At 60.9% G+C, this 22654-nt stretch carries 13 protein-coding genes and 1 pseudogene; 6 read left to right on the plus strand and 8 right to left on the minus strand.

The window, feature by feature from the left end; all coding sequences use genetic code 11:
• Positions 1 to 34: 34 nt before the first annotated feature.
• Positions 35 to 5368 (minus strand): DUF4082 domain-containing protein, encoded by a 5334-nt coding sequence (locus tag WI754_RS16740; protein ID WP_349437844.1) that lies wholly within the window; start codon positions 5366 to 5368, stop codon positions 35 to 37.
• Positions 5369 to 5492: 124 nt separating this feature from the next.
• Positions 5493 to 7354, minus strand: a pseudogene (locus WI754_RS16745) (DUF4347 domain-containing protein); the annotation flags it as partial.
• A gap of 703 nt (positions 7355 to 8057) precedes the next feature.
• On the opposite strand from WI754_RS16745, the gene WI754_RS16750 reads away from it, so the two are divergent.
• From WI754_RS16750 to WI754_RS16760, 3 genes are all read left to right on the plus strand, one after another.
• Positions 8058 to 8480 (plus strand): TadE/TadG family type IV pilus assembly protein, encoded by a 423-nt coding sequence (locus tag WI754_RS16750; protein WP_349434603.1) that lies wholly within the window; start codon positions 8058 to 8060, stop codon positions 8478 to 8480.
• Position 8481: 1 nt separating this feature from the next.
• Positions 8482 to 10215, plus strand: coding sequence for a TadG family pilus assembly protein (locus tag WI754_RS16755; RefSeq protein ID WP_349434604.1), 1734 nt, complete (start codon positions 8482 to 8484; stop codon positions 10213 to 10215).
• Between the two features lie 201 nt (positions 10216 to 10416).
• Positions 10417 to 11379, plus strand: coding sequence for a hypothetical protein (locus WI754_RS16760; protein WP_349434605.1), 963 nt, complete (start codon positions 10417 to 10419; stop codon positions 11377 to 11379).
• On the opposite strand, the gene WI754_RS16765 is transcribed toward WI754_RS16760, so the two are convergent.
• The 5 genes from WI754_RS16765 to rpiA all read right to left on the minus strand — a co-directional run bounded on the left by WI754_RS16765 (position 11368) and on the right by rpiA (position 16549).
• Positions 11368 to 11766 carry a GFA family protein gene (locus WI754_RS16765; RefSeq protein ID WP_349434606.1) on the minus strand — a complete coding sequence of 133 codons (399 nt, stop codon included), beginning with the start codon at positions 11764 to 11766 and terminating at the stop codon, positions 11368 to 11370. The genes WI754_RS16760 and WI754_RS16765 overlap by 12 nt on opposite strands.
• Before the next feature lie 122 nt (positions 11767 to 11888).
• Entirely contained in the window at positions 11889 to 13262 is a 1374-nt protein-coding gene (locus WI754_RS16770; protein ID WP_349434607.1) for a 3-deoxy-7-phosphoheptulonate synthase class II, read from the minus strand.
• A 273-nt stretch (positions 13263 to 13535) separates the two neighbouring features.
• The gene (gene gor / locus WI754_RS16775; RefSeq protein ID WP_349434608.1) at positions 13536 to 14927 is read right to left on the minus strand and encodes a glutathione-disulfide reductase; all 1392 of its coding nucleotides are present in this window, start codon (positions 14925 to 14927) and stop codon (positions 13536 to 13538) included.
• Positions 14928 to 15130: 203 nt separating this feature from the next.
• Positions 15131 to 15685 carry a DUF2059 domain-containing protein gene (locus WI754_RS16780; protein ID WP_349434609.1) on the minus strand — a complete coding sequence of 185 codons (555 nt, stop codon included), beginning with the start codon at positions 15683 to 15685 and terminating at the stop codon, positions 15131 to 15133.
• 171 nt (positions 15686 to 15856) lie between these two features.
• On the minus strand, positions 15857 to 16549 hold the full coding sequence (gene rpiA / locus WI754_RS16785; RefSeq protein WP_349434610.1) for a ribose-5-phosphate isomerase RpiA: 693 nt from the start codon (positions 16547 to 16549) through the stop codon (positions 15857 to 15859).
• A gap of 223 nt (positions 16550 to 16772) precedes the next feature.
• On the opposite strand from rpiA, the gene WI754_RS16790 reads away from it, so the two are divergent.
• Positions 16773 to 17450 carry an HAD family hydrolase gene (locus WI754_RS16790; protein WP_349434611.1) on the plus strand — a complete coding sequence of 226 codons (678 nt, stop codon included), beginning with the start codon at positions 16773 to 16775 and terminating at the stop codon, positions 17448 to 17450.
• A gap of 48 nt (positions 17451 to 17498) precedes the next feature.
• Here the strand turns inward: WI754_RS16790 and WI754_RS16795 are convergent, their stop codons facing one another.
• The gene (locus WI754_RS16795) at positions 17499 to 19385 is read right to left on the minus strand and encodes a murein L,D-transpeptidase (protein WP_349434612.1); all 1887 of its coding nucleotides are present in this window, start codon (positions 19383 to 19385) and stop codon (positions 17499 to 17501) included.
• Between the two features lie 509 nt (positions 19386 to 19894).
• On the opposite strand from WI754_RS16795, the gene fumC reads away from it, so the two are divergent.
• Both fumC and WI754_RS16805 read left to right on the plus strand, forming a co-directional pair.
• A complete protein-coding gene (gene fumC, locus WI754_RS16800; RefSeq protein ID WP_349434613.1) occupies positions 19895 to 21307 on the plus strand; it encodes a class II fumarate hydratase in 1413 nt (470 codons plus the stop codon).
• Positions 21308 to 21489: 182 nt separating this feature from the next.
• Entirely contained in the window at positions 21490 to 22557 is a 1068-nt protein-coding gene (locus tag WI754_RS16805) for a GGDEF domain-containing protein (protein ID WP_349434614.1), read from the plus strand.
• Positions 22558 to 22654 lie beyond the last annotated feature (97 nt).

The following is a 22654-nucleotide window of genomic DNA, read 5'->3' on the forward strand; positions in this document are numbered from 1 at the left end:
CGGCCATCACATCAGTTCGTTCTTGAGCCCTGTCCTACGCCGCCAGCTGCGGTCTGAACGCCACATCCACATAGTAGTTTGTGCTGTTGAAGGCGCTGTTCGGGAACAGCCCGGCCGAGCCGTAGGCATAGACGCCGTTGCCGCCGCTGAGCGCCGACGACAGGGCATGCAGATTGCCGTTGTCTACGCCGGAACTGAAGAAATTGCTCGTCGCCGAATAGAACCCATTGCTGCTGTAGGAAACGACATAGGTCGTGTTTGCCTGGATCTGAACCTGCTGGGCCAGAGCGACCGACTGCCAACCGCTGGCGCTTTCATTCGTGAAAGTGGCATTTGCGAGCAGCGTTCCGGTCGACGTCCAGAGATATCCCGTATGCGGGCCGGTATTGCTCGGACCCTTATAGAAACGGAACCCGGTAATCGAGCCCGCGACGTCCGCCTGGAACTTCATGCCGAGATTGACGTCGGCGGAGTCGTTTTCGGTAACGGTCGCTGGCGTCGCGCTCGACGAAAACAGGTTCTGTTCGTCCGGCGGAACGACGTTGAGCGACACCTGGGCCGTATCGGTTCCTCCCTGCCCGTCGGAGATGGAATAGGTAAAGCTCGCAGCGCCGGTGTAGTCGTTCGTCGGCGTGAAGGTGACGGCATTCGACTGGCTGTTGAAGGCGACGGTGCCGTTCACCGCGTTTGCGACACCGGTAATGACCATCGGATCGCCATTGGCGTCACTGTCATTGGCAAGCAGTGTGCTCGCCTGTACGGAGAACACCGCGTTGGATGGCGTCGAGAACCCGGAATCGTCGAGCGCTACGGGGCTGAGGTTTCCCGTTGCCTGCTCGTAGAGGACATCCACCCAGTAGTTCGTCGCATTGTAAGTGGCTGTCGGAAAAAGGCTGGTCGTGCCATAGGCAAAGACACCGTTTCCGCCACTCCCCGCACTGGACGGCGCCGACAGCGGGCCGTTCGTGTAGCTGGTCGCGAAGAAATTCGGCGTCACGCCATAAAAACCATTGGAATGATAGCTGGCGATATAGGTCGCCCCCGCAGAAATCGAGACCGGCTGGGTAAAGGTCACCGTCTGCCAGCCACTGGCGCTCTCGTTGGTGAAAGTTGCAGACGTGAGCAGATTCCCGCCACTGGTCCACAGCGAGCCGGTATGTGTGCCGGTGTCCTGGGCGCTCTTGTAATAGCGCAGCCCGGTGATGATACCGGCGGACGAAGCTATAAATTTCACGCCCAATTCGACGGACTCGGGGTCGTTGACGGAAGCCGTGCTCGGCGCGTTGGATGGAGAGAACAAGTTCAGTGTTGTCTCCGATTGACCCACCGTCAGGCTTACGGCGGCAGACGCCGTTCCGCCCCGACCGTCCGAGATGCTGTAGGAGAAGCTTGCCGGCCCGATATAGCCCGAAGCCGGCGTGAACGTGACGGCGTTGGTCTGGCTGTTGAACACCACCGTGCCGTTCGTGGCACCGCTCACGCCGGTGATCGTCAAAGGATCGCCGTCGGGATCGCTGTCGTTCGCAAGCAGCGTGGATGCGGCAATCGAAATCGAGTTGCTGTTGGAGACCGTAAAGCCGTTGTCGTTGCTGGCAATCGGCACCGTGTTGACGGTCGAACGTTTGTAGACGACGTCGACCCAATAGTTGCTGGCCTGGAAACTGGTCGTTGGAAACGCGGTGCCCGACGAATAGACATAGAGGCCGTTTCCGCCGCTTGTCGCGGATGAGGGAGCCGTCAGCGATCCGTTGACCTTCGAACTGTTGAAATAGTTCGCGGTGGCCGCATAGGTTCCGGTCGTGTGGTAGGACGCGACATAGGTCGTCCCCGCCGTGATCGCGACCGGGCTGGAGAAGGTGGCGGTCTGCCAGCCGCTGGTGGATTCGTTGGTGAAGGTGACGGTCGCCAGCAGCGTGCCCGTCGACGACCATAGCGAACCGGTGTGCGGCCCGGTGGCAGTGGCTGGCTTGTAGAAGCGTATGCCCGTGATCGTCCCGACCACGGATGCGGTGAACTTCATTCCAAGCTCCAGTGGCTGGGCGTCGCTGACCGCCGGCCCCGCCGGCCCTTCGGTCCACTGGAACAGCGACACACCGGCAGGGTCTTGTTCGACCGTCAGGGACACATTGGCGGTCGCCGTGCCGCCGCGGCTGTCCGAAACCGTATAAGTGAAGCTTGCCGGCCCGCTATAGTCGGCATTCGGCGTGTAGATGACATTGCCCGTCTGCGTGTCGAGCGCCACCGTTCCGTTGGTGGCATTGCTGACCGCACTCACGGTCAGCGGGTCGCTGTTGGGATCGGTGTCGTTGGCCACCAGTGCAGTGAAGGAGATCGGGAGCATCCCGTTCTTCCCGACCGTGAATCCCGAATCGGCCGTCGCCGTCGGCGCCTGGTTGGGGTCCGGCGTGAAAACGACGTCGACCCAGTAGTTTGCGTTGGAACTGTTGCCCGGGAATACGCCGTTGCTATTGCTGGTATACGCGTAGACGCCGCCGCCAGACTGAACATTCAGCAGGCCGTTCGTGTAGGATGATGTGAAATAATTGTCGTTCGACGAATAGTATCCACCGGTGTGATAGGACGCGACATAGGTCGTTCCGGGAGTGAGACGCACCGGATTCGAGAAAGTCGCCGTCTGCCAGCCCGTTATGGATTCGCCGACGGAAATGCCGGTGGCCATCAGCGTGCCGGTGGTAGTCCACAGATTTACGACGTGCTGGCCGATATTGTAGAACCCCTTGTAGAACCGAATGCCATTGACAACGCCATCCGTCGTCGCCTGGAAGCGGACGCCCAGTTCGACGCCGTCCCGGTCGAGATTGGTTTCGACTTGCGGTTTGCTGGCAAGGGTCCAGAGGCTCGATGTCGAAGGCAGGTTGACCGTGACCTGGGTGCTCGCCGACGGATTGCCGAGGTTGAGGCTGTCGTCCACGGCGCGCGACATGATGTTGTAGGTCCCGGACGCCTGCACGACCCAGCTGTAGCTCCACGCCTCGCGGCCTGTCGCCTTCCACCAGCTCTGGCCGCCGTCAAGGGACACCTCGACGCCCGCAACAATGCCGCCGCCGAGATCCTGTGCGCTTCCGGTGATCGTGACCTTCTGTCCCTCGACGAAACTCGCGCCCAAGGTCGGAGAGGTGATGGTCGAGGTCGGCTTGGTCGTATCGGTCGATTGCGTCGCCAGGATCAGGCTTGCGTCGAGTGTCCCAGGCTGAATGCCCATGTCGGCGAACATGTTGACCATCGCCTGCTGGACATTCGGATCGGTTGGTGTGGTCGCACCCTCATGGTTGGAATCCAAGCCCCAGGACCAGAAGACGGTACCCGCTCCGAAGACGAGGGCGCCGCTCTCGGCCCGGTACATGGTCAGGCTGTGCGTCACATCGGCGGGACCGATCGAAGTGCCGTAGTCGCGCAGATAGGTGTTCACTGAAACCGTCGACAGCGACATGTTGATCAGCCCGGCGGGCCGGTAGCCGTTTTCGACGTCGGAGTCCCACTCATAGCCGAGCAGGTTCTGGACGAGCGAGTAGGTTTGGCCCGGCTGCAGATCGGCGACGTCGGTATTGCGCCAGAATCGCAGGTTGGAATAGTCGTAAGGGATGGTGATCGTGTCCTGCCGGTAACTGTCCACCGTGAACATGGTGCCGCTCAGCGAGTTCTCCGGCTCCTGTCCGGGATCGGCAAACCTCGGGTCTCGCCAGGTGCCGGTACCCGTCGAGCTCGGATCGGGGGTCCCACCCCAGGTTTCCTTGTAGGTGACCATCGTCCGGTACGGCGTCCCATTGCCGTCGATGCTGGTTTCCCAGCGAACCTTCCAGTAGATTTCGTTGCCGCTCCAGAAGGCAAGGTCGACGCCAGAGTCGCGCGCCGCCTCGACGTTGGCTCGCTGTTCAGCCGACCAGTACTCGTCATGGCCCACCGAAAGAAAAGCCTCATGATTGAGCAGCAGGCTGCCGCTTCGCGTCGTATCGACGCCGGAGACGTAGGAGACGTCGTAGCCGTTCTGCTCGAGCCAGCGGATCGCCGAATGTTCGACGCCGAATATGAAATCATGTGTGCCGCCGCTCGGGCTGGTGTTGGTGATGAACGGTCGATTGTAGCTGACCGCGGTGGCGCGGCCGATCGCGGTCAGGCCGCAACTGCAGTTGGGCGGCATGTAGCCGATCATATCGTTGGGATCGACCGGCACCTCGCCGTAATACAAGCTGGCGCCGCCCCAGGCATTGTATGCCTGCCAGGTGGTGTCGGAAGTCTGGAAGACGATATCGCTGGTGGAACTGTCGTCGCGGACAATGAAGGGGATGTGGCTGGCGCCCGTTGTGCCGTCCTCGCGGACGAGCTTGGCGATATAGACGCCCGAGACCATGTCGGAAGGGATGGCCCAACTTGCCGAGACCGCCCAGTTGCCCGCATCGATCAAACCGCGCGACATGTCGACGATCGGATGCGGCTGCACCTGCGCCTGTGCCAGGTTCACATCGATTGTCGTCACCTTGCGTGCGCCTGCACCGCCATAATAACCCAGTCGATAGATATCGATCCGGTAGTTGGTCGAGTTGGTCGCAATTTTGAAGTCGACCGTCTGGCCCATATTGGTACTGATCTGGGTTGCAAAGCCCTGGATGTTGCCGTCGCCGTCGCCGTCGATGCCCCATTCGCTGATGGGGTTGCCTTGCTTCAGGTTTTCCAGAACGATCTTGTTCTGGGCGGTCGGGTTGAGCTGACTTGCGGTGCGCGTTCCGTCGGAAAACTGGAAATTTTCGACACCAGTGACGGTATCGGCACCATCCGGGGAGCCGCTGCGGTTGTCGGCGATCGTGTAGGTGGCCCCTGAAAGCGCGATCGTATAGTTCGCGAATGCCCCGCTGAAGACCACGGTGTCGCCTGTTCCGCCGCCGCCATCAATCGTATCATTGCCGCCGCCGCCGTTAAGCGTGTCGTTTGCGGACCCTCCAGTGAGCACGTTGGCGCCACTGCTGCCGGTCAGGCTGACCGCCGCGCTCGATCCGCTTGCATTCACGCTCTCAAAGCCGGTCGTGTTCGCCGTGTCGCCGGAACTCTGGTCGGCAGACGACAGGTTGATCGTCGCTGCACCGTTGACCAGCAGCGTGTCGATATCCGCCCCGCCGGCGATCGACACGTCCGAGCCGTCATAGGTGATCGTATCGTTGCCGGCCCCGCCGCCGATCGTGTCGGCGCCGGCCCCGCCGACAATCGTGTCGGCGGCCGACCCACCGGTGAACACGTTGGCATTGCCATCGCCGGTCAGGCTGACGGTCGCGGTCGATCCACTTGCATTCACGCTCTCAAAGCCGGTGACGTTCGCAGTGTCGCCGGAGCTTTGGTCCGCGGACAACAGGTTGATTGTCGCGGCTCCTGCTACCACCAAAGTGTCGGTGTTCGTTCCGCCGGCGATCGAGACATCCGAACCGTCATAGGTGATCGTGTCGTTGCCTGCTCCGCCGCTTATCGTATCGGCGCCGGCACCGCCGACAATCGTGTCAGCAGCCGATCCACCGGTGAACACGTTGGCATTGCCGTCGCCGGTCAGGCTGACGGCCGCGATCGAGCCGCTGGCATCGACGTTCTCGAAGCCGGTGACATTTGCGGTATCGCCGGAACTCTGGTCCACGGACGACAGGTTGATCGTCGCTGCACCGTTGACCAGCAGCGTGTCGACATCCGCCCCGCCGGCGATCGAAACATCCGAGGCGTCATAGGTGATCGTGTCGTTGCCCGCTCCGCCGCTTATCGTGTCGGCGCCGGCACCGCCGACAATCGTGTCGGCTGCCGATCCACCGGTGAGCACGTTAGCGCCACTGCTGCCGGTGAGGCTCACGGCCGCATTCGATCCGCTTGCATTTACGTTCTCGAAGCCGGTGACGTTTGCAGTGTCGCCGGAGCTCTGGTCCGCGGACGACAGGTTGATCGTCGCCGCTCCCGTTACCACCAACGTGTCGGTGTTCGTTCCGCCGGCGATCGAGACATCCGAGCCGTCATAGGCGATCGTGTCGTTGCCTGCCCCGCCGCTTGTCGTGTCGGCGCCGGCACCGCCGACTATCGTGTCGGCACCGGACCCGCCGGTGATAGTGTCGGCCTGGTTGCTGCCGGTGACGGCGAAAGCTTCGCTCTGGCCGCCCAGTGTGATCGTCACGCCGGCTGCTGCGCCCGAAGCCGAGATCGCCTCGACACCCTGAATGGATGCATTTGTCGCCCCGAGTGTATTGAGGTCGGACGAGGTCGAGGTCAGATTGATCGTGTCACCGGTTCCGGTGCCGAGATTGATCGTGCCCGCGCCGATGAGGATCGCGTCGAGCTGCGTGCCGCTGAGGGTCACCGTGTCGGTGCCGGCGGTGCCGGTGAGGTTGCCGGTTTCGACATTGCTGACCGTCGGGATTGTGAGCGCCGAAATGTTGCCGCTCGCCAGGACATTCAAAACATCGGTCGTCAACAAGCCGCTGGCGAGATTGATGGTGCTGAACCCGGCCCATTGCGACGCCGTCATCGTTACATTGTCGCTGCCGCTACTTCCGGTGAGCGTCTCGATGCCGGAAACCGTTCCAAGCGAAAAGTTGACGGTGATGCCGGCCGTCAACACGATCTGGTCGCGCGTACCGCTAGCGCTGTTGGCGCCGCCATCGATCGACTCGCCGGCAACGAACTGGCCACTGCCCAGGTTGATCGTATCGTCGCCGCTGCCGGCGACGATTGCATCTGCGCCGTTGCCGCCATTGAAGGTGTCGCCGCTGGCGTCCTGAAGCTGAGCGACAGTGCCGCCCGAGAATCCGGTGAGCGTCCCCGTCGTGGCGTTCGCCGTGTCGTTGCCGCTGGTGCCCGTGAACGTCGCCATGATCCCGGCATAGGTCATCATGCCTTCCGGCGAAAGCGGCGGACGACCGGGGCCGTCACCGCGATCCAGTGACCAGGTTCCACCGCGAAGTTCCGCGCCGACAATGCCGCTCGCAGCCGCGACGCGAACGCCTGTCCATGCTGCAAGCGAATCAACGAAGGCAGCACCCCGTTCACCGGCGCCGGTCTCGCAGGCCCAAATCAGCAGGGCCTTTTCCGTTCCAAGTGCTGTGCCGAAGCCAGGAAGTTCGCTCGTTTCGTCCTTGATCGTCTCGTACGAGACCGGGCCCGCTGCGAAGCTTACTTCACCGGGCCGGCCATGCGCGATCAAGTGGATCGCGTCGAGGTTCGCGCGCGCCTCCAGTATCCGCGCCATCTGGGTCATGGCCGGCTCGTCCGGCGAAAGCACCACTGGCTCGACGTCTGGTCTCAGGCCGGCAAGCAGCGTCTCGAAGTCCGTGACAGAGGGGTCGATGAAAGCGATCTCACGAGAGTGGGTCATGGTGTTTCCCGGACAATTGGATCAATGTTGGGACATCTGGCCAGGCCTTGCGAACCACGTGGATTTTCTCACGCCACCCGGTCGCAGCCGATTACAGCCGCCCAAATAGGCCGGCCAGATCACGCTTCTACAAAGACCCATCCTGCCAGCTTTTGATTGTCCGCAAACCCTAGCAATCGGTCTGCACTACAACTTCTAAAGGTGGTAAGAGGTGCATGGCCCCATCCTCCAATGTGATGATGGATTGGATGGCGTATTCGGCTCCTTCGTTGAGGATCTTGGGTGGAGAGGTACGGGACGGGCCGATGATAGACGTGGTCCGTTCTTGCGCAGCCACAAGAGCGCCGAGCCTCCGGCAGAAGCGTCGCCGCCCCTCGTGACAAGGCTCCGGCAGAAACGATCGAAGGTCCTTGCAAGAGCGTGCGTGGCCGATGCGGACGACGGTTTCCGAAATGAACTCATACAAAAACTCAGCCGGTCCGCAGACTTAATTTTTCAGGTGTGCCATTCCGGATCGAACCTCGGAGCTGAAGCGTCCACACGGACGAAAATGATACAGCCCTAAATACTTGAAATACAATAAGGAGACGCAAAAGCATAAAAGACAATTTATTAGCGTATCGAAAAATTAACAATTGAAGAACACGATATAGGTGTATCCGGATCGAAATTTCGGCGCGATATAAACTTGGGAGTGAGTTAGATGTCTCTCATATCAAGACTGCGCAAGAATATCGAAGGTGCCGCCGCGCTGGAATTTGCCATCGTCGCCCCGCTCTTCTTCCTGACCATCTTCACGATGATCGGATATGGCATTTACCTCAGCGCCAGCCACGCCATCCAGCAGATCGCCGCCGATGCGGCGCGGACGGCCGTCGCCGGCCTGTCGGAAACCGAGAGAAAGAGCCTAGCCAACACCTTTATCCAGTCAACCACGCTGGACTACGCCTTCATCAGCAGAGACAAGCTGACCGTCGACGTCGAGGACGACGTCAGCAACCTCAATCAGTTCACCGTCACGATCGCCTATGATTCCAGTGAGTTACCCATCTGGAAACTGTTTTCCTTTGCGCTGCCCGACGAGCAAATCAAAAGATACGCGACAATCCGGCTGGGAGGTATCTGATATGGACTGCGCAAAATTCAAGCATGGCAGCTTCTTCTCCGAGAAATCCGGCAATATCGGCATATCGGCGGCCCTCGTTCTGCCGCTGGTCGTCCTGTCGCTCGGCCTCGGTGTCGACTACGGCTATCTCACGCTGCAGAAGCGCGAAATGCAGGGCATCGTCGATATCACCGCGATCGTCGCGGCCGCCGATCTGCCCAATGTCGAAAAGGCGGCGCGCGATCACTTCAAGAATAATGGGCTCAACCTCGCTGTTGCGACCAAAAGCGGATTGCTGACCGTCGACGGAAAAGTCGTTCCGAGAGACCTGACGGCACTTCAGAACGGCATTGTCACCATCGTCAAGGGTCGCTATGTGCCGGATCCGGCGCTCGCGACCGGACAGCGTTTCATCCCCAATGCCACGCCCGCGGACGCGGCCCAGGTATCGATCGAGAAGGAAGGCGCATTGCATCTCGCGGCCATGTTCAGCGCGCCGCCGACGATGAGCGCCACAGGCACGGCCGCCAGCACCAAGCTCGCCGCCTTCTCGATCGGCTCGCGGCTTGCAAGCCTCGACGGCGGTATTCTGAACGCCGTGCTCGGCCAGATGCTCGGCACGACGATTTCCCTGAAGGTGATGGACTATCGCGCCCTGGTGGACGCGGATATCAACGTCCGGCCCTTCCTGAAGATCGTTTCCACGCGGCTGAATCTGACGGCGGCAAGCTATGAAGATGTTTTGACGGCGAACCTCACCATGCCGCAGCTTCTGTCCTCCCTGCAGGCCGTTCACGGGATTTCCAGTGCGGCAACATCCGCCTTGAAGGCCCTGGAAACGGCGAGCAACAAGAGCAAGAAGACGTTTACCCTGTCGCAGATCCTCAATGTCGATCCCAAGAAGGGCCTGAACGTCGATGCCGGATCGAACTGGGACATGACGGTGGGCGCGTTCGACATCGTCTCGGCTGCCGCGGCGATCGCCAACGGCACCAACCAGATCTCGCTTGACGCGATCGCCGGCCTTCCCGGCATAGCCTCGGCCAGCGTCAAACTCGCCGTCGGCGAGCCGCCCGTCGAAACGCCGCCACACAGGTTGGGCGCGCCGGGCTCGGCCGTTCGCACCGCGCAGACGCGGCTTGCTGTGGACGTCAACGTCAATGGCCTGGCGGCGTTGGCTGGCCTGAAGATCAAACTCCCGATCTACGTCGAAGTTGCCCACGCGGAAGGCAAGCTGGCCGACATCCGCTGCTATGGCAGTACCCCGCAAAATGCCAGCGTGACCGTCGAAGCCGTCCCGGGCGTCGCGGAAATCGCGATCGGAACGGTCCATCCGTCAGTTCTGTCGAACTTCAGCAATGAGGCGAGGGTTGAGAAAGCCCGGCTCGTCGATTCCGCCCTCCTCAGGATCGACGGCATCGCCCATGTCGAAACGAAAAACATGCAGCCGCAGCGGTTGACGTTCAGCCCTTCCGAGGTCGCCATGGGGGGCGTCAAGAGCGTGTCCACCAAGGACATCCTGACCTCCACGACGCAGACGCTGCTCAACAATCTGGACGCCGATATCCAGGTGCTGTTCCTGACGGTCGGCAGCCCCCAAGCCGTCCAGTCTGCGCTTGCCCAGAGCTTGAGTGCGGTCACGCCATCGATCGATACGCTGCTTTATAATCTGCTTCTCGCCGCCGGCGTCCGGGTCGGCGAGGCGGATGTGCGTGTCACTGGCGTCAGCTGTCTGCAACCGGTCCTCGTACAATAAAAATCATGGAGGTCGTATCGTTCCGGCCGGATGGCGATGCTGCCATCCGGCCTTTTTTTTGTTGGCCGGAAGACCCAAAAAACCAACCACGGCCTATTCCTGAAACAAAAGGTGGACTTTGAGCGTTTGTCGAGCGACACAACTTTCGCTCACCCCGATTCCGAAACCGATGCACCTATCCATTGGACCTTCGTTAAAGCCATGACCGGTATGCCGTCGTCAGAGATCGAAAGCCCAGAAACCGGCCCGTCCGCCGAGATTGAGGCATTTGCGTCGAACCCGGAGCTGTTTGCGGTCCTGCAACAGGGCGCGCGACACATGATCGAGCTTTATGACCAATTTCCCAGGATCGCCCGCATGGTCGCCGCCCAGCAGAAATGGCTACTCACCCAGGCTGCCTATGCGCTGCACGTGCAGCGCAACCCGGCAGACCCCCTCTCCGGCATCACGGCGTCGCGGCTTCTCGACATCATCGGCGAATTCGGCGCGGCCAGCCGCAACACGGCGACAGCCTTCCTGGCCGAGCTGCTTGCCTACAAGCTGATCCGCGATGTACCGGGATCGCCCAGCAAACGCAGCCGCCCGCTGGAGCCGACGGAGGCCAGCCACCAGGCGATGATGCTGTGGTTCCGCGGCCAGATGCGCAGCCTCGACCTTCTCGATGGCGGTGGGCGCGTCACAAAGCTGGAGGCCAATCCGGAAATCTTTCGCCGCGCCCAGCCGATCGCAGCAAAGCGGCTGATCGCCGACAGGGCGTGGCGGGAGCCGCCGCTCAGCATCTCCTGTTTCGTCTGGACCGAATATGGCGGGTTGATCCTCGACGATTTCGTTTCACGGATTGTCAATGTCATACCCAAGGACGGCTACCACTGGGTCGAAGACCTTCGTTTTGCAGAATTGTCCAACCACTACTCCCTGTCGCGCACGCATATCCGGCGCCTCTTTGCCCGCGCTGAAGCGCTGGGCTCGCTTGGCTGGCAGGACCGGAGCAACAGCCGGAACAAGGTATGGGTCGCGGTCTCGTTCATTGATGATTACAAGCGCTGGCAATCGATCAAGTTCTGCGCACTGGACCGGGCCTTTGGCGAAGCAGTCCGCTCGATTGACAAAGAGAAGCAGCGCCTCCAAACAAACAGTGCCGATGCGAGCGCGTCAGACGTTTGACTGCGCAAACTTCGGCAGGCTGTCGTCGATCTCGTAGAAATCGCCCTTGTCGGCACAGAAGATGTGGTAGCCGAACGCCAGTCCAGTTGGCGGTTCGAACGCGCCGGCCATGATCGAGGTGTAGTCGAGGCCGTCCATCTTCCAGAACAGCGCCGAACCGCAGGTCTTGCAGAAGCCTCGCCGGGCTTGCGGGCTCGAGCGGTACCAGGTGATGGTCTCGGTGCCCTGAATGTCCAGGTCCGCGTCGAGAACATTGGTGGCCGCATAATAGAGCCCGGTCTGCTTGCGGCACTGCGAGCAGTGGCAGGCGATTACCTCCCGCAACCTTCCTCGCGTATGAAAACGGACCGCGCCGCAATTGCAGGAACCGCTGTGCTCTTCCACCATGCTCATCCCCTCAAGCTTTTTTGATTGGCCCGTCCCGCAGGCATGAAAAAACCGGGCCAGCATCTTCGGCCGACCCGGTTTCGTCAATTTCAATTCATTCAGCCGAGGATCAGCGGCGCTGATCAGCCGTTGACGACCATCCGCTTCTCGTCGCGGCCGCCCTTCATGCGCTCGGCCAGAAGGAAGGCGAGTTCCAGCGCCTGGTCGGCATTGAGGCGCGGGTCGCAATGGGTGTGGTAACGATCGGCCAGATCGGCGCCGGAGAGCGCGCGGGCGCCGCCGGTGCATTCGGTCACGTCGTTGCCGGTCATCTCGACATGGATGCCGCCCGGATGCGTGCCTTCGGCGCGATGGATCTGGAAGAAGCTCTCGACTTCCGACAGAACCCGCTCGAACGGCCGGGTCTTGTAGTTGTTGAGCGTGATCGTGTTGCCGTGCATCGGGTCACAGGACCAGACGACCTTGCGGCCTTCTTTCTCGACGGCGCGGATCAGGCGCGGCAGGTGCTCGGCAACCTTGTCATGGCCGAAGCGGCAGATCAGCGTCAGGCGACCAGCCTCGTTCTGCGGGTTAAGCAGATCGATGAGCTCGATCAGCCCGTCACCTGTCAGCGACGGACCGCACTTCAGACCGAGCGGGTTCTTGATGCCGCGGCAGTATTCGATATGCGCATGGTCAGGCTGGCGGGTGCGGTCGCCGATCCAGATCATGTGGCCGGAAGTCGCGTACCAGTCGCCGGAGGTCGAATCGACGCGGGTGAGCGCCTGCTCGTAGCCGAGCAGCAGCGCCTCGTGGCTGGTGAAGAAATCGGTCTCGCGCAGGCTCGGATGGTTCTCCGAGGTGATGCCGATCGCCTTCATGAAATCCATGGTTTCGGAGATCCGGTCCGCGAGCTTGCGGTAGCGCTCGACCTGCGGTGAATCCTTGACGAAGCCGAGCATCCACTGGTGCACGTTTTCGAGGTTGGCGTAACCGCCCATCGCAAACGCGCGCAAAAGGTTGAGTGTCGCAGCCGATTGCCGGTAGGCCATGATCTGGCGTTCCGGGTCCGGGATACGGGCCTTCTCGTTGAACTCGATGCCGTTGATGATGTCGCCGCGATAGCTCGGCAGTTCTACATCGCCCTGCTTTTCGATGTTGGACGAACGCGGCTTGGCGAACTGGCCGGCGATGCGGCCGACCTTGACGACCGGCTGCTGGGCGCCGAAGGTCAGGACGACGGCCATCTGCAGAAACGCGCGGAAGAAGTCGCGGATCGTATCGGCGCCGTGTTCGGCGAAGCTCTCGGCGCAATCACCGCCCTGCAGCAGGAAGCCCTTGCCTTCCGACACATTGGCAAGCTGGTTCTTCAGACGGCGTGCCTCACCCGCAAAGACCAGCGGCGGATAGGTCGCAAGCTGCGCTTCGGTTGCGCTGAGCGCCGCCAAATCCGGAAAATCCGGCACCTGCTGAATAGGCTTCTGCCGCCAGCTGTTCGGGGTCCAATTCTGTGCCATGTCAATCACCTGTTCTCTTGCGCGAGGTCCGCCGTCGCTGCCGCGTCCCAGATAGGTCGTCCGGTCGACGCTGGCAGGAAACGGGATCTGAATCGCGTTTCCAGCGGCCCAATTCCTGACCGCAGCTTCCCCAGCCGGGAAAACGGCGATTTTGCGGATGCGGGCTTATAAACGTTAACATGGGGATTGAAAAGCGATTGTTCCAGCAAAGTGAGCACCGCGAAATTTTGGCGCGCACTTTACCGGCAACACGTGAATTGCCGAGCCGACGGCTTAGCCGACCCTCTCGCCGTTCTTGATGCGGTAGCTGGGGCTGTACATCGTCACGAGCTCTTCCGCCGCCGTCGGATGCACAGCCATGGTGCGGTCGAAGTCGTCCTTGGTGCAGCCCGCTTTCAGCGTGATTCCAAGCAGTTGCGCCATCTCGCCTGCCTCATGACCAAGGATATGGGCACCCACGACCTTACGGTCAACGGCGTTGACAATCAGCTTCATGATCGTCTTTTCGCGACGTCCCGACAATGTCGCCTTCATCGGCCGGAACTCGGCCCGGTAGATTTCGAGCGCGTCGTACTTCTTCGCGGCATCCTCTTCAGAAAGACCGACCGTGCCGATTTCCGGCTGCGAGAAGACGGCGGTAGCAATCAGGTCGTGATCCGGGGAGACCGGATTGTGTTTGTATTCCGTTTCGATGAAGCACATGGCCTCGTGGATGGCAACCGGCGTCAGCTGAACACGGTCCGTCACGTCGCCGAGCGCATAGATGCCCGGCGCGCTGGTGCGCGAAAACGCATCGACGACGATCGCGCCGCGCTCATTGACCTTTACACCCGCCGCTTCCAAGCCAAGCCCGCTGGTGTTCGGCACGCGGCCAAGCGCCAGCATCACCTTGTCCACCGTCAGCGTCCCGTGCTTCAGTGTTTCGGCAGCCAGCTTGCCGTCGGCTGTCTTGGTGATGGATTGCAGCAAGTCCTCGCACAGAATGCGGATGCCCTTCTCTTCCATCGCCGCATGCAGCCCCCGTCGCATGTCCTGGTCGAAGCGCGACAGGATTTCCTTGCCGCGATAGATCAGCGTCGTCTCGACGCCAAGGCCATGGAAGATATTGGCGAACTCGACGGCGATATAACCACCGCCGGCAATGACGATCGACTTCGGCAGCTCCGGAAGGTCGAAGGCCTCGTTGGAGCTGATGCAGAGCTCATGGCCGGGTAGCGCCTCATGCGGTGTCGGGTGCCCGCCGACGGCGATGACGATGCGCTCGGCCGTCACGGTCTTTCCCGTCGAGACAAGCCGGACGGTGTTCGGCCCTGTCAGTTCTGCCCGCGTATTCAGGATTTCCGCGCCGGCATTGGCGAGCCCCTTCTGGTAAAGGCCTTCCAACCGCGTGATTTCCTTCTCCTTGGCGACGACGAGCTTCGTCCAGTCGAATGTGCGTTCGCCGACGCTCCAGCCAAAGCCTTCGGCATCTTCGAAATGCTCGGTGAACTGCGACGCATAGACATAGAGTTTCTTCGGCACGCAGCCGCGAATGACGCAGGTGCCGCCATAGCGGAATTCTTCGGCGATGGCGACCTTCTTGCCCATGGCGGCCGCGAGGCGCGCACTGCGCACGCCGCCGGAGCCGCCGCCAATAACGAAAAGGTCATAGTCGAAAGACGTCATGCTGAAAAACTCCCGGACGGGTCAAGTGCGAAAGAAGGCCGGTCGCCTGGAAAGCAGTGGCCGGGTCGGCCATGCCGGACCCTTCCGGCGATTCCCGCCATGTGTTGCTGATATAGGGTCGAGCAAGACAAAATGAAAAGCCCGGAATGATCCGGGCTTTGCAATTCGTCATCGGCCTGCGCCGGTCGAAACCGGCAGGCCGCTTATTGAGCCGGCTTTTCGGTCGTCGTGGCGTCTGGCACCGGCTGCTGGCCGGCGGTCAGGGTCGCACCGAGTTCCTTGGTCGCAGCCGCGTTGAGGTCGCGCGAAATGCCCGCGGCCCAGATGTCGGCAGCCTTCATCATTTCGCGCGAGGCGATCGGGCCATCCTTCAGAAGCTTCTTGCCCGCGTCCGACGTGTAGAACGCGGTGATGGCATTCAGCTGCTCGACGGTGAAGGTCTTTGCGTAGATCGTCGCAGCCTCACGCTCCAGGTCTGCGCGGCGCGCAGCCAGCTCAAGCGCCTTTTCATCGACCGTCTTGGTGATCAGTTCCTGATAGTTCGGCGAGGACTGGATCAACGTCGTCTTCAGGCGTTCGGCGAGATTCGGCAGAATGTTGTCGAAACCGTTCGTGGCGTTGATTGCCTCGATCGCGGCGCGGGCAGCCTTCACCTGCTCGTCCGTCACATCCTGCGCCCGCAAGGCAGGAACCATGACGGCGGAAAGGATGATGGCCGTTGCAGCCACTGTACGGCCGAGACCTGCGAGATTGATCATATCTGAAACGCTCCTGTCAGTTGACGCCGGGTTCCGTGCGCGTCTTGCTCCTGCGAACCCCGCATAATCCAATTTCAAAGCCGCCGCCACCATGGGGCTCGATCCCCTTGGGCGGCAACGCTGTTGTAACACTCCGCCGCGGTCCACCTTGTGCCACGGCTGGAAATCTCGCTAGCCCGTCATCACCCTCGCCCCTGTCGGACCGGCAATGATGGCGAGGGACGCGATGCCAATGAAAAGCCCGTGTTCGACCACGCCCGGAATAGCATTGAGTTCATATGCCAGCGCATCTGCATCAGGAATACGGCCAAAAGATGCATCCAGAATCAAATGTCCGCCGTCGGTCATGAAGGGGCCGTCGCCGGAGGCGCGCACGACGATTTCGCCGGAAAGACCCTGCCGCGCGGCCAGTTTTTCAACGGCGATACGGGTGGCGGCAAGCCCGAAGGAATTGACCTCGATCGGCAGCTTGAAGGCGCCCAGCGTGTCGACCACCTTCGTTTCGTCGGCAATCACGATCATCCTTGACGACGCGCAAGCAACGATCTTTTCCCGCAGCAGCGCGCCGCCTCCGCCCTTGATGAGGCGCAGCTTGCCGTCCACTTCGTCGGCGCCGTCGACCGTCAGATCCAGTTCGGGAAGCTCGTCCAGCGATTTCAGCGGCACACCGAGTTCCAGGCAAAGCCGCGCCGTCCGTTCCGACGTTGGCACGCCCTCGATGCGAAAACCGGACGCCACCTTTTCGGCGAGCAGACGAACGAACTCCTCCGCCGTCGAGCCTGTGCCGATGCCGAGCCGCATGCCGTCTTCGACATAGTCGAGTGCTGCCGCGGCAGCCTTGATCTTCATTTCACGGGCGTCCATGCGCCACGCACTCCCCAAAATCTTGTCCCGCGGACCACAGCGAAAAGGCCCGGTCCTTTTGTTCCGCTGAGACGTTTACACGGCTGTCACGGCAAACAAAAGCCCAAATAGCAGGCGAGACACAAATGGCCGCCACAGCTTACCGCCTAAAGTGGCGATTGCTTTTTCCCGCCGGTTCCCCTACCCGAACTGCAACGTTTCGCAGTTCCCCCAAGAGGTTTTCGTGTCCGCCCCCGTTGTCGTTTTTGATCTTGATGGAACCCTGGTCGATACCGCACCGGATCTCGTCGCAAGCCTCAACCACGCCGTCACCCAGGCAGGCCTTGCACCGGTTACCTATCACGACCTCACCCATCTGGTCGGACACGGCGCCAAGGCGATGATCGAGCGCACGTTCACGCTGCGCGGCAAGGCGCTCAGCGCCAACGATCTCGACTGGCAGATGAAGGAATTCGTCGATTTCTACCATGGTTCGATGCCCGGTGAGTCCATTCCCTATCCGGGCGTCATCGCAGCCATGGACCGACTCTCTGCCGCCGGCTACACACTCGCCGTCTGCACCAACAAGCTTGAGATGCTGGCGAAAAGCCTGCTGGAAGGGCTCGACCTCACCCCTCGCTTCGCGGCAATCACGGGCGGCGACACGTTTCATGTGCGCAAGCCGGATGCCGAACACCTCTTGTCCACCATCCGCCTTGCCGGCGGCGCGCCGGAAAAATCAGTAATGATCGGCGACAGCCTCAACGACATCCTGGTCGCCCGCAACGCATCCGTCCGCTCGATCGGCGTCCCCTTCGGTTATTCCGACGTGCCGGTCGAAAGCCTGGCGCCTGATCTCGTCATCCGCCATTTCGACGAACTGACGCCGGACCTGATCGAGCGACTGATCGCGCAGGCATGAAAAAGGCGACTCAAAGTCGCCTTTTTAGAATCATCCCTTTCGCAGCACTCAGCCTTCGGCGCGGCGGACGAGCCGTGTCGCCTCGAACGCGCGGTTCATATACATGTCGCGCTCATAGACATCGTCGAAATACTCGACGGCGCCGTCCTTGTTCGGCCAGGCGGTGAAATAGGCGACATAGACCGGAATCCTTTGCGGCACCTGAACGCCCTTGTTGCGGCCATCAGCGATCTGTGCGGCGACATCATCGAGGGTGGTGCCAAGCACGGCAGCAGCCATCCGGCGCGGATCGGCAAGACGCACGCAACCATGACTAAGAGCCCGCTGGTCCTTCTTGAAGAAGCTCTTCGACGGCGTGTCGTGCATGTAGATCGCATGACTGTTGGGGAAGAGAATCTTCAATTCGCCCAGCGCGTTGTCGCTGCTTGGCGGCTGGCGCACGGCAACGCCGTTGGTCGAACCGTTCCAGTTCACGTCATACGACGAAACGGCACGGCCGGCCACTTCCACCTGATAGCCGAGGCGGTCGAGATAGCCGGGGTCGCTCCTGAGCTTCGGCAGCATCTCATTGATGATGATCGACTGTGGCACGCCCCAATAGGGATTGAACTCAACCGTCTGGATCTCGTCCTCGAAGAAATAGGTCTGGTTCGCCTTCGAGCCGACAACCACGCGCATCGAGAACTGTTCCGCGCCCTGGTCGTGATAATAGGCCATGAAGGCAGGCTGGTTGATGAAGACGTAGCGGCTGCCGAGGTCGGCTGGCAGCCAGCGCGCCTGCTCCATGGCGACGCGCACCTTGTCGATCTTGCTCTGCGTGGTGTCGCCCCCGGTCAGGATGCGGATCGACGCCTTGCCGACGATGCCGTCCGGCTTCAAACCGTTTTCCTTCTGGAATCCCTCGACCAGCGCCACCAGTTCCGGCGTATAGTCCGGCGTTCCCTGATAGGCCGAAAGTGTAAGCGCGTGCTCGACCTTCAGCGCGTCAGAGCCCTTCTGGCGGATGCCCGCGACGACATTGGCAAGCTCGGGATTGGCGATGCCCGGTTTCAGCAGCGTACCCGGCGCGATGGTGATCCGCGGCGCATCGCCCGTCTTTGCCTCGAGCGCTTCCAGCTCCCGTTTCAGCGCCAGGAATTCCGGGCCGGTCGGCGTCTGAGCCTTGAGATAGGCTGCGACATCGTGGCTTCTGGCGATATTCTGAAGTTTGCCCGTCAGGTTGACACTCTTGCGCTTGAAGTCGTGATAGCCGGAAATCTTGTTCGGATCGATGCGACCGCGGACGGTGTCCTGAACATAGGTCAGCGTCGCGGCGGACATGCGGATTTCGAAATCCACCAGTGCCTTCTCACGCGCCGTCATGTCGTTGCTGTCGAACGTATCGGACGGTACCGAAACGGCATAATCCTGCGGATCGAGCCCAACGCTTGCGGCCTCGCCGAGCACGGCCAGCGCAGCCCTTGCCGCCGCATTCGGACGATCACCCTCAACCCAGATAAATTCCTCGCGGGCCGCGTAAAAGGCCTCGATGGTCTTGGCCACATCGGCCGGTGCATAGGCCGTTACGCTCGGCAGGAACTGGCGGGCATCGGCGAACGACCCGCCCTGGGTCGGCAGCAGTGCAGCGTTGCGCACGGAACCGGTCACGACAGGATCGAGAAGCTTTGCGGTATCGATGCGCCTCAGCGCTTCGGCCTTGTAGGTGTAGTAGCGCGGCGAGGTCACACGCGGCAGGGCACGGGGCTCCGAATCTTGCGCCGGGCTCGCTTCCTGCATGCCGCCAAAGCGGGGCCACACCTGCAGCTCTTCCACGGGCGGTCTCTTCTTGCGAAAGAGATCCAGCAAGGTATACGCTTCCGCGCTCTGGACGCCGAAAGAGGTGAACGCGCACCCGGCCAGGAGTGTCACGATCGCTGCAGTTTTCATCAATTTCATTGGCTCACACGTCCCCGTATCGCATTGCCGCCATCAGCGGTTCGCGCCCGATGCCCTTCATGTCACCGAGCTTTCGTACTTATAAGAAAGGATGGTGAATGAAAAGGAAACGCCACCCATTCCCGGTCTCCGGCAGCTTTTACAAATCCGTCACAGCGCCCGGTTGGCAAGACGGATGAACGTGTCCAAAAATTTGAATTCCTTGAGTTATTTTTTCAAACGCCCACAAAATCGCTCTGAGCTGGGAAAATCGCCACCAGGGCCTTGGAAACTATGCGATCGGTTGTGTCTGAAAAGGCACAGCGCGCCAGCGGCGCCGACTCGCGGAAAGGGACCTTCCAATTGAAACAGAAGGCTTGGTGAAGCACCCGTATTTTAAACGATTGTAGCATGGTGCAGCCCCTCGCAACCTCTTTACAAGCACCGGGCACCTGGGCCAGAGAGAACCGCATCATAGCTTCAGACCGCCGCGATGCGGCGGCCATATCCACCTTCGGTCTTGATACCGCATGACGAAAGCAGGGATTACGATGACATCAATGCGCACGGAAACAGATACGTTCGGCCCGATCGAGGTCGCAAGCGACCGCTACTGGGGCGCGCAGGCACAACGTTCGCTCGGCAACTTCAAGATCGGCTGGGAAAAGCAGCCGCTCGCCATCGTCCGCGCGCTCGGCATCGTCAAGCAGGCCGCCGCCCGCGCCAACATGGAACTGCAGGGCCTCGACCCGACAATCGGCAACGCGATCATCGACGCGGCCCAGGAGGTCATCGACGGCAAGCTCAACGACCACTTCCCGCTCGTCGTCTGGCAGACCGGTTCCGGCACGCAGTCGAACATGAACGCCAATGAAGTGATCTCCAACCGTGCGATCGAAATGCTCGGCGGCGTCATGGGCTCGAAGAAGCCTGTGCATCCGAACGACCACGTCAACATGAGCCAGTCGTCGAACGACACCTATCCGACGGCCATGCACATCGCCTGCGCCGAGCGCGTCGTTCACGACCTCTTGCCGGCTCTGAAGCACCTGCATGCGGCTCTCGAAGCCAAGGTGAAGGCCTTCGACCACATCATAAAGATCGGCCGCACGCATACGCAGGACGCCACGCCGCTGACGCTCGGCCAGGAATTTTCCGGCTATGCTGCACAGGTCGCCTCCTCGATCAAGCGTATCGAAATGACCCTGCCCGGCCTTTGCGAACTGGCGCAGGGCGGCACCGCCGTCGGGACCGGCCTCAACGCGCCGATCGGTTTTGCCGAAAAGGTCGCCGCCGAAATCGCGGAGATCACCGGCATCGCCTTCGTGACCGCTCCCAACAAGTTCGAGGCGCTGGCGGCCCACGATTCGATGGTCTTCAGCCACGGGGCGATCAACGCTGCAGCAGCCGCCCTTTTCAAGATCGCCAATGATATCCGTCTGCTTGGCTCCGGTCCGCGTTCGGGTCTCGGCGAACTGTCGCTGCCGGAAAACGAGCCCGGCTCGTCGATCATGCCGGGCAAGGTCAACCCGACCCAGTGCGAGGCGCTGACGCAGGTCTGCGTGCAGGTATTCGGCAACAACGCGGCGCTGACCTTTGCCGGCAGCCAGGGTCATTTCGAACTTAACGTCTATAATCCTCTGATGGCCTACAATTTCCTGCAGTCAGTGCAACTGCTGGCGGACGCCGCCGTCTCCTTCACCGACAATTGCGTCGTCGGCATCGAGGCCCGCGAGGACAACATCAAGGCGGCACTCGACCGCTCGCTGATGCTGGTCACCGCCCTTGCCCCGAAGATCGGCTACGACAATGCCGCGAAGATCGCCAAGACGGCGCACAAGAACGGCACGACCCTGCGTGAGGAAGCCGTTGGCGGTGGTTATGTCACCGATGCGGAATTCGATGCCGTGGTCCGCCCGGAAACGATGATCAGCCCTTCCTGATCAGTCCTTTGGCACTCTTTCAACAGACACAGTCAGGCAGCGCAAAATCGCTGCCTGACTGTCGTTTGGGCAACCGTCTTCAAGTGCATTCAATTTTACCGATCGATTTTGCCAAACGTTAAGTCTTCCAAAATCTTTTATCCCTAGAACTTGCAATTGGAGACAATAGACGGGAGCCCGCAATGCAAGCGGCTTTGAGCAAGGCGCAGATACCGGATATCGCAGCGCAGGTGACCTATGCCATGCGGATCATGGGGATCGCGCCCCTACCGAGAAATTATGAGCTCTATTACGAAGCCTATATCGGCTCCAATCCGAAGCTGACCAAGGAACTGGCGGCGCTCGGCAGCCGCGCCACCCAGGAAGAACTGGACGAGATCGGCGCGCGCTACTTTGCCCATGTGCACCACGCGGCCGGAATCGACCGGGCACATACACATCTGGCAAGCGAACTCGGCGACCTTCTCAAGCTTCTGCAGGAAGAGCAGTCAGCACTCGAGAACTACAACCGGCTGCTCGACGAAACCTATCAGAATATCACGTGCAAGAGCAGCGCCAGCGTCGAAATCCTGCGGCATGCGGTCAGCATCCTGACCGAAGCGACCGCGGATACGATGAACCAGGGCAAGGAACGGGCCGAAAACGTCTCGCTGAAGTCCTTCGAGATGGAGGTCATTCGGCAGGAGCTCGACGAGTACAAGCGCATCGCCAATACCGATTCGTTGACACGCCTCGCCAACCGCCGAGCCTTCGACGAGAAGCTCGCGGCCATCTACAATTCCGAGCAGCTTCGCGCCCATACCGGCCTTCTGGTCGCCGATATCGATCATTTCAAGAAGATCAACGACAGCTACGGTCATCCGGTAGGCGACAAGATCCTGGCAACTGTCGGCACGGTCATCCGTGCCAATCTACGCCGCGACGCCTTCGTTGCCCGCACCGGCGGTGAGGAATTTGCCATCATCCTCAGCGACAGTACGCTCGAGGAAAGCCTTCAGGTGGCCGAGCGCATCCGCACCGCGCTCTCAACGACACCCTTCAAGAATTCCAAGACCGGCGTCAACTACGGCCCGATCACGCTCTCTGTTGGTGTCTGTCAGGCAACGCAAGCCGACGACCCGACCGACCTCTACAACAAGGCCGATATCGCACTCTATTGCGCCAAGAATGCCGGCCGAAACCGATCCATGCTGTTTGAGGAAGGCATGAAGAAGGATACCGGCAAGAGCTGGCTGATCTATCGCAAATAGCAAAAAATATGTGTCGGTCGAAGGTGCCCGAGCAGCGTATTTTGCCGTTTTTTTTTGCGTTCCCCAGGAAACAGCTGCTCTCCCGGTGATTGTCTAG

The organism is Pararhizobium sp. A13, from assembly GCF_040126305.1.
Lineage (GTDB): Bacteria > Pseudomonadota > Alphaproteobacteria > Rhizobiales > Rhizobiaceae > Pararhizobium.

Excerpts from the sequence above, each read along its gene's own strand:
- WI754_RS16765 (WP_349434606.1), bottom strand. The coding sequence starts at position 11,766 with ATGGTGGAAGAGCACAGCGGTTCCTGCAATTGCGGCGCGGTCCGTTTT.
- WI754_RS16750 (WP_349434603.1), top strand. The coding sequence starts at position 8,058 with ATGTCTCTCATATCAAGACTGCGCAAGAATATCGAAGGTGCCGCCGCG.
- WI754_RS16755 (WP_349434604.1), top strand. The coding sequence starts at position 8,482 with ATGGACTGCGCAAAATTCAAGCATGGCAGCTTCTTCTCCGAGAAATCC.
- WI754_RS16760 (WP_349434605.1), top strand. The coding sequence starts at position 10,417 with ATGACCGGTATGCCGTCGTCAGAGATCGAAAGCCCAGAAACCGGCCCG.
- WI754_RS16795 (WP_349434612.1), bottom strand. The coding sequence starts at position 19,385 with ATGAAATTGATGAAAACTGCAGCGATCGTGACACTCCTGGCCGGGTGC.
- rpiA (WP_349434610.1), bottom strand. The coding sequence starts at position 16,549 with ATGGACGCCCGTGAAATGAAGATCAAGGCTGCCGCGGCAGCACTCGAC.
- WI754_RS16770 (WP_349434607.1), bottom strand. The coding sequence starts at position 13,262 with ATGGCACAGAATTGGACCCCGAACAGCTGGCGGCAGAAGCCTATTCAG.
- WI754_RS16780 (WP_349434609.1), bottom strand. The coding sequence starts at position 15,685 with ATGATCAATCTCGCAGGTCTCGGCCGTACAGTGGCTGCAACGGCCATC.
- gor (WP_349434608.1), bottom strand. The coding sequence starts at position 14,927 with ATGACGTCTTTCGACTATGACCTTTTCGTTATTGGCGGCGGCTCCGGC.
- WI754_RS16805 (WP_349434614.1), top strand. The coding sequence starts at position 21,490 with ATGCAAGCGGCTTTGAGCAAGGCGCAGATACCGGATATCGCAGCGCAG.
- fumC (WP_349434613.1), top strand. The coding sequence starts at position 19,895 with ATGACGAAAGCAGGGATTACGATGACATCAATGCGCACGGAAACAGAT.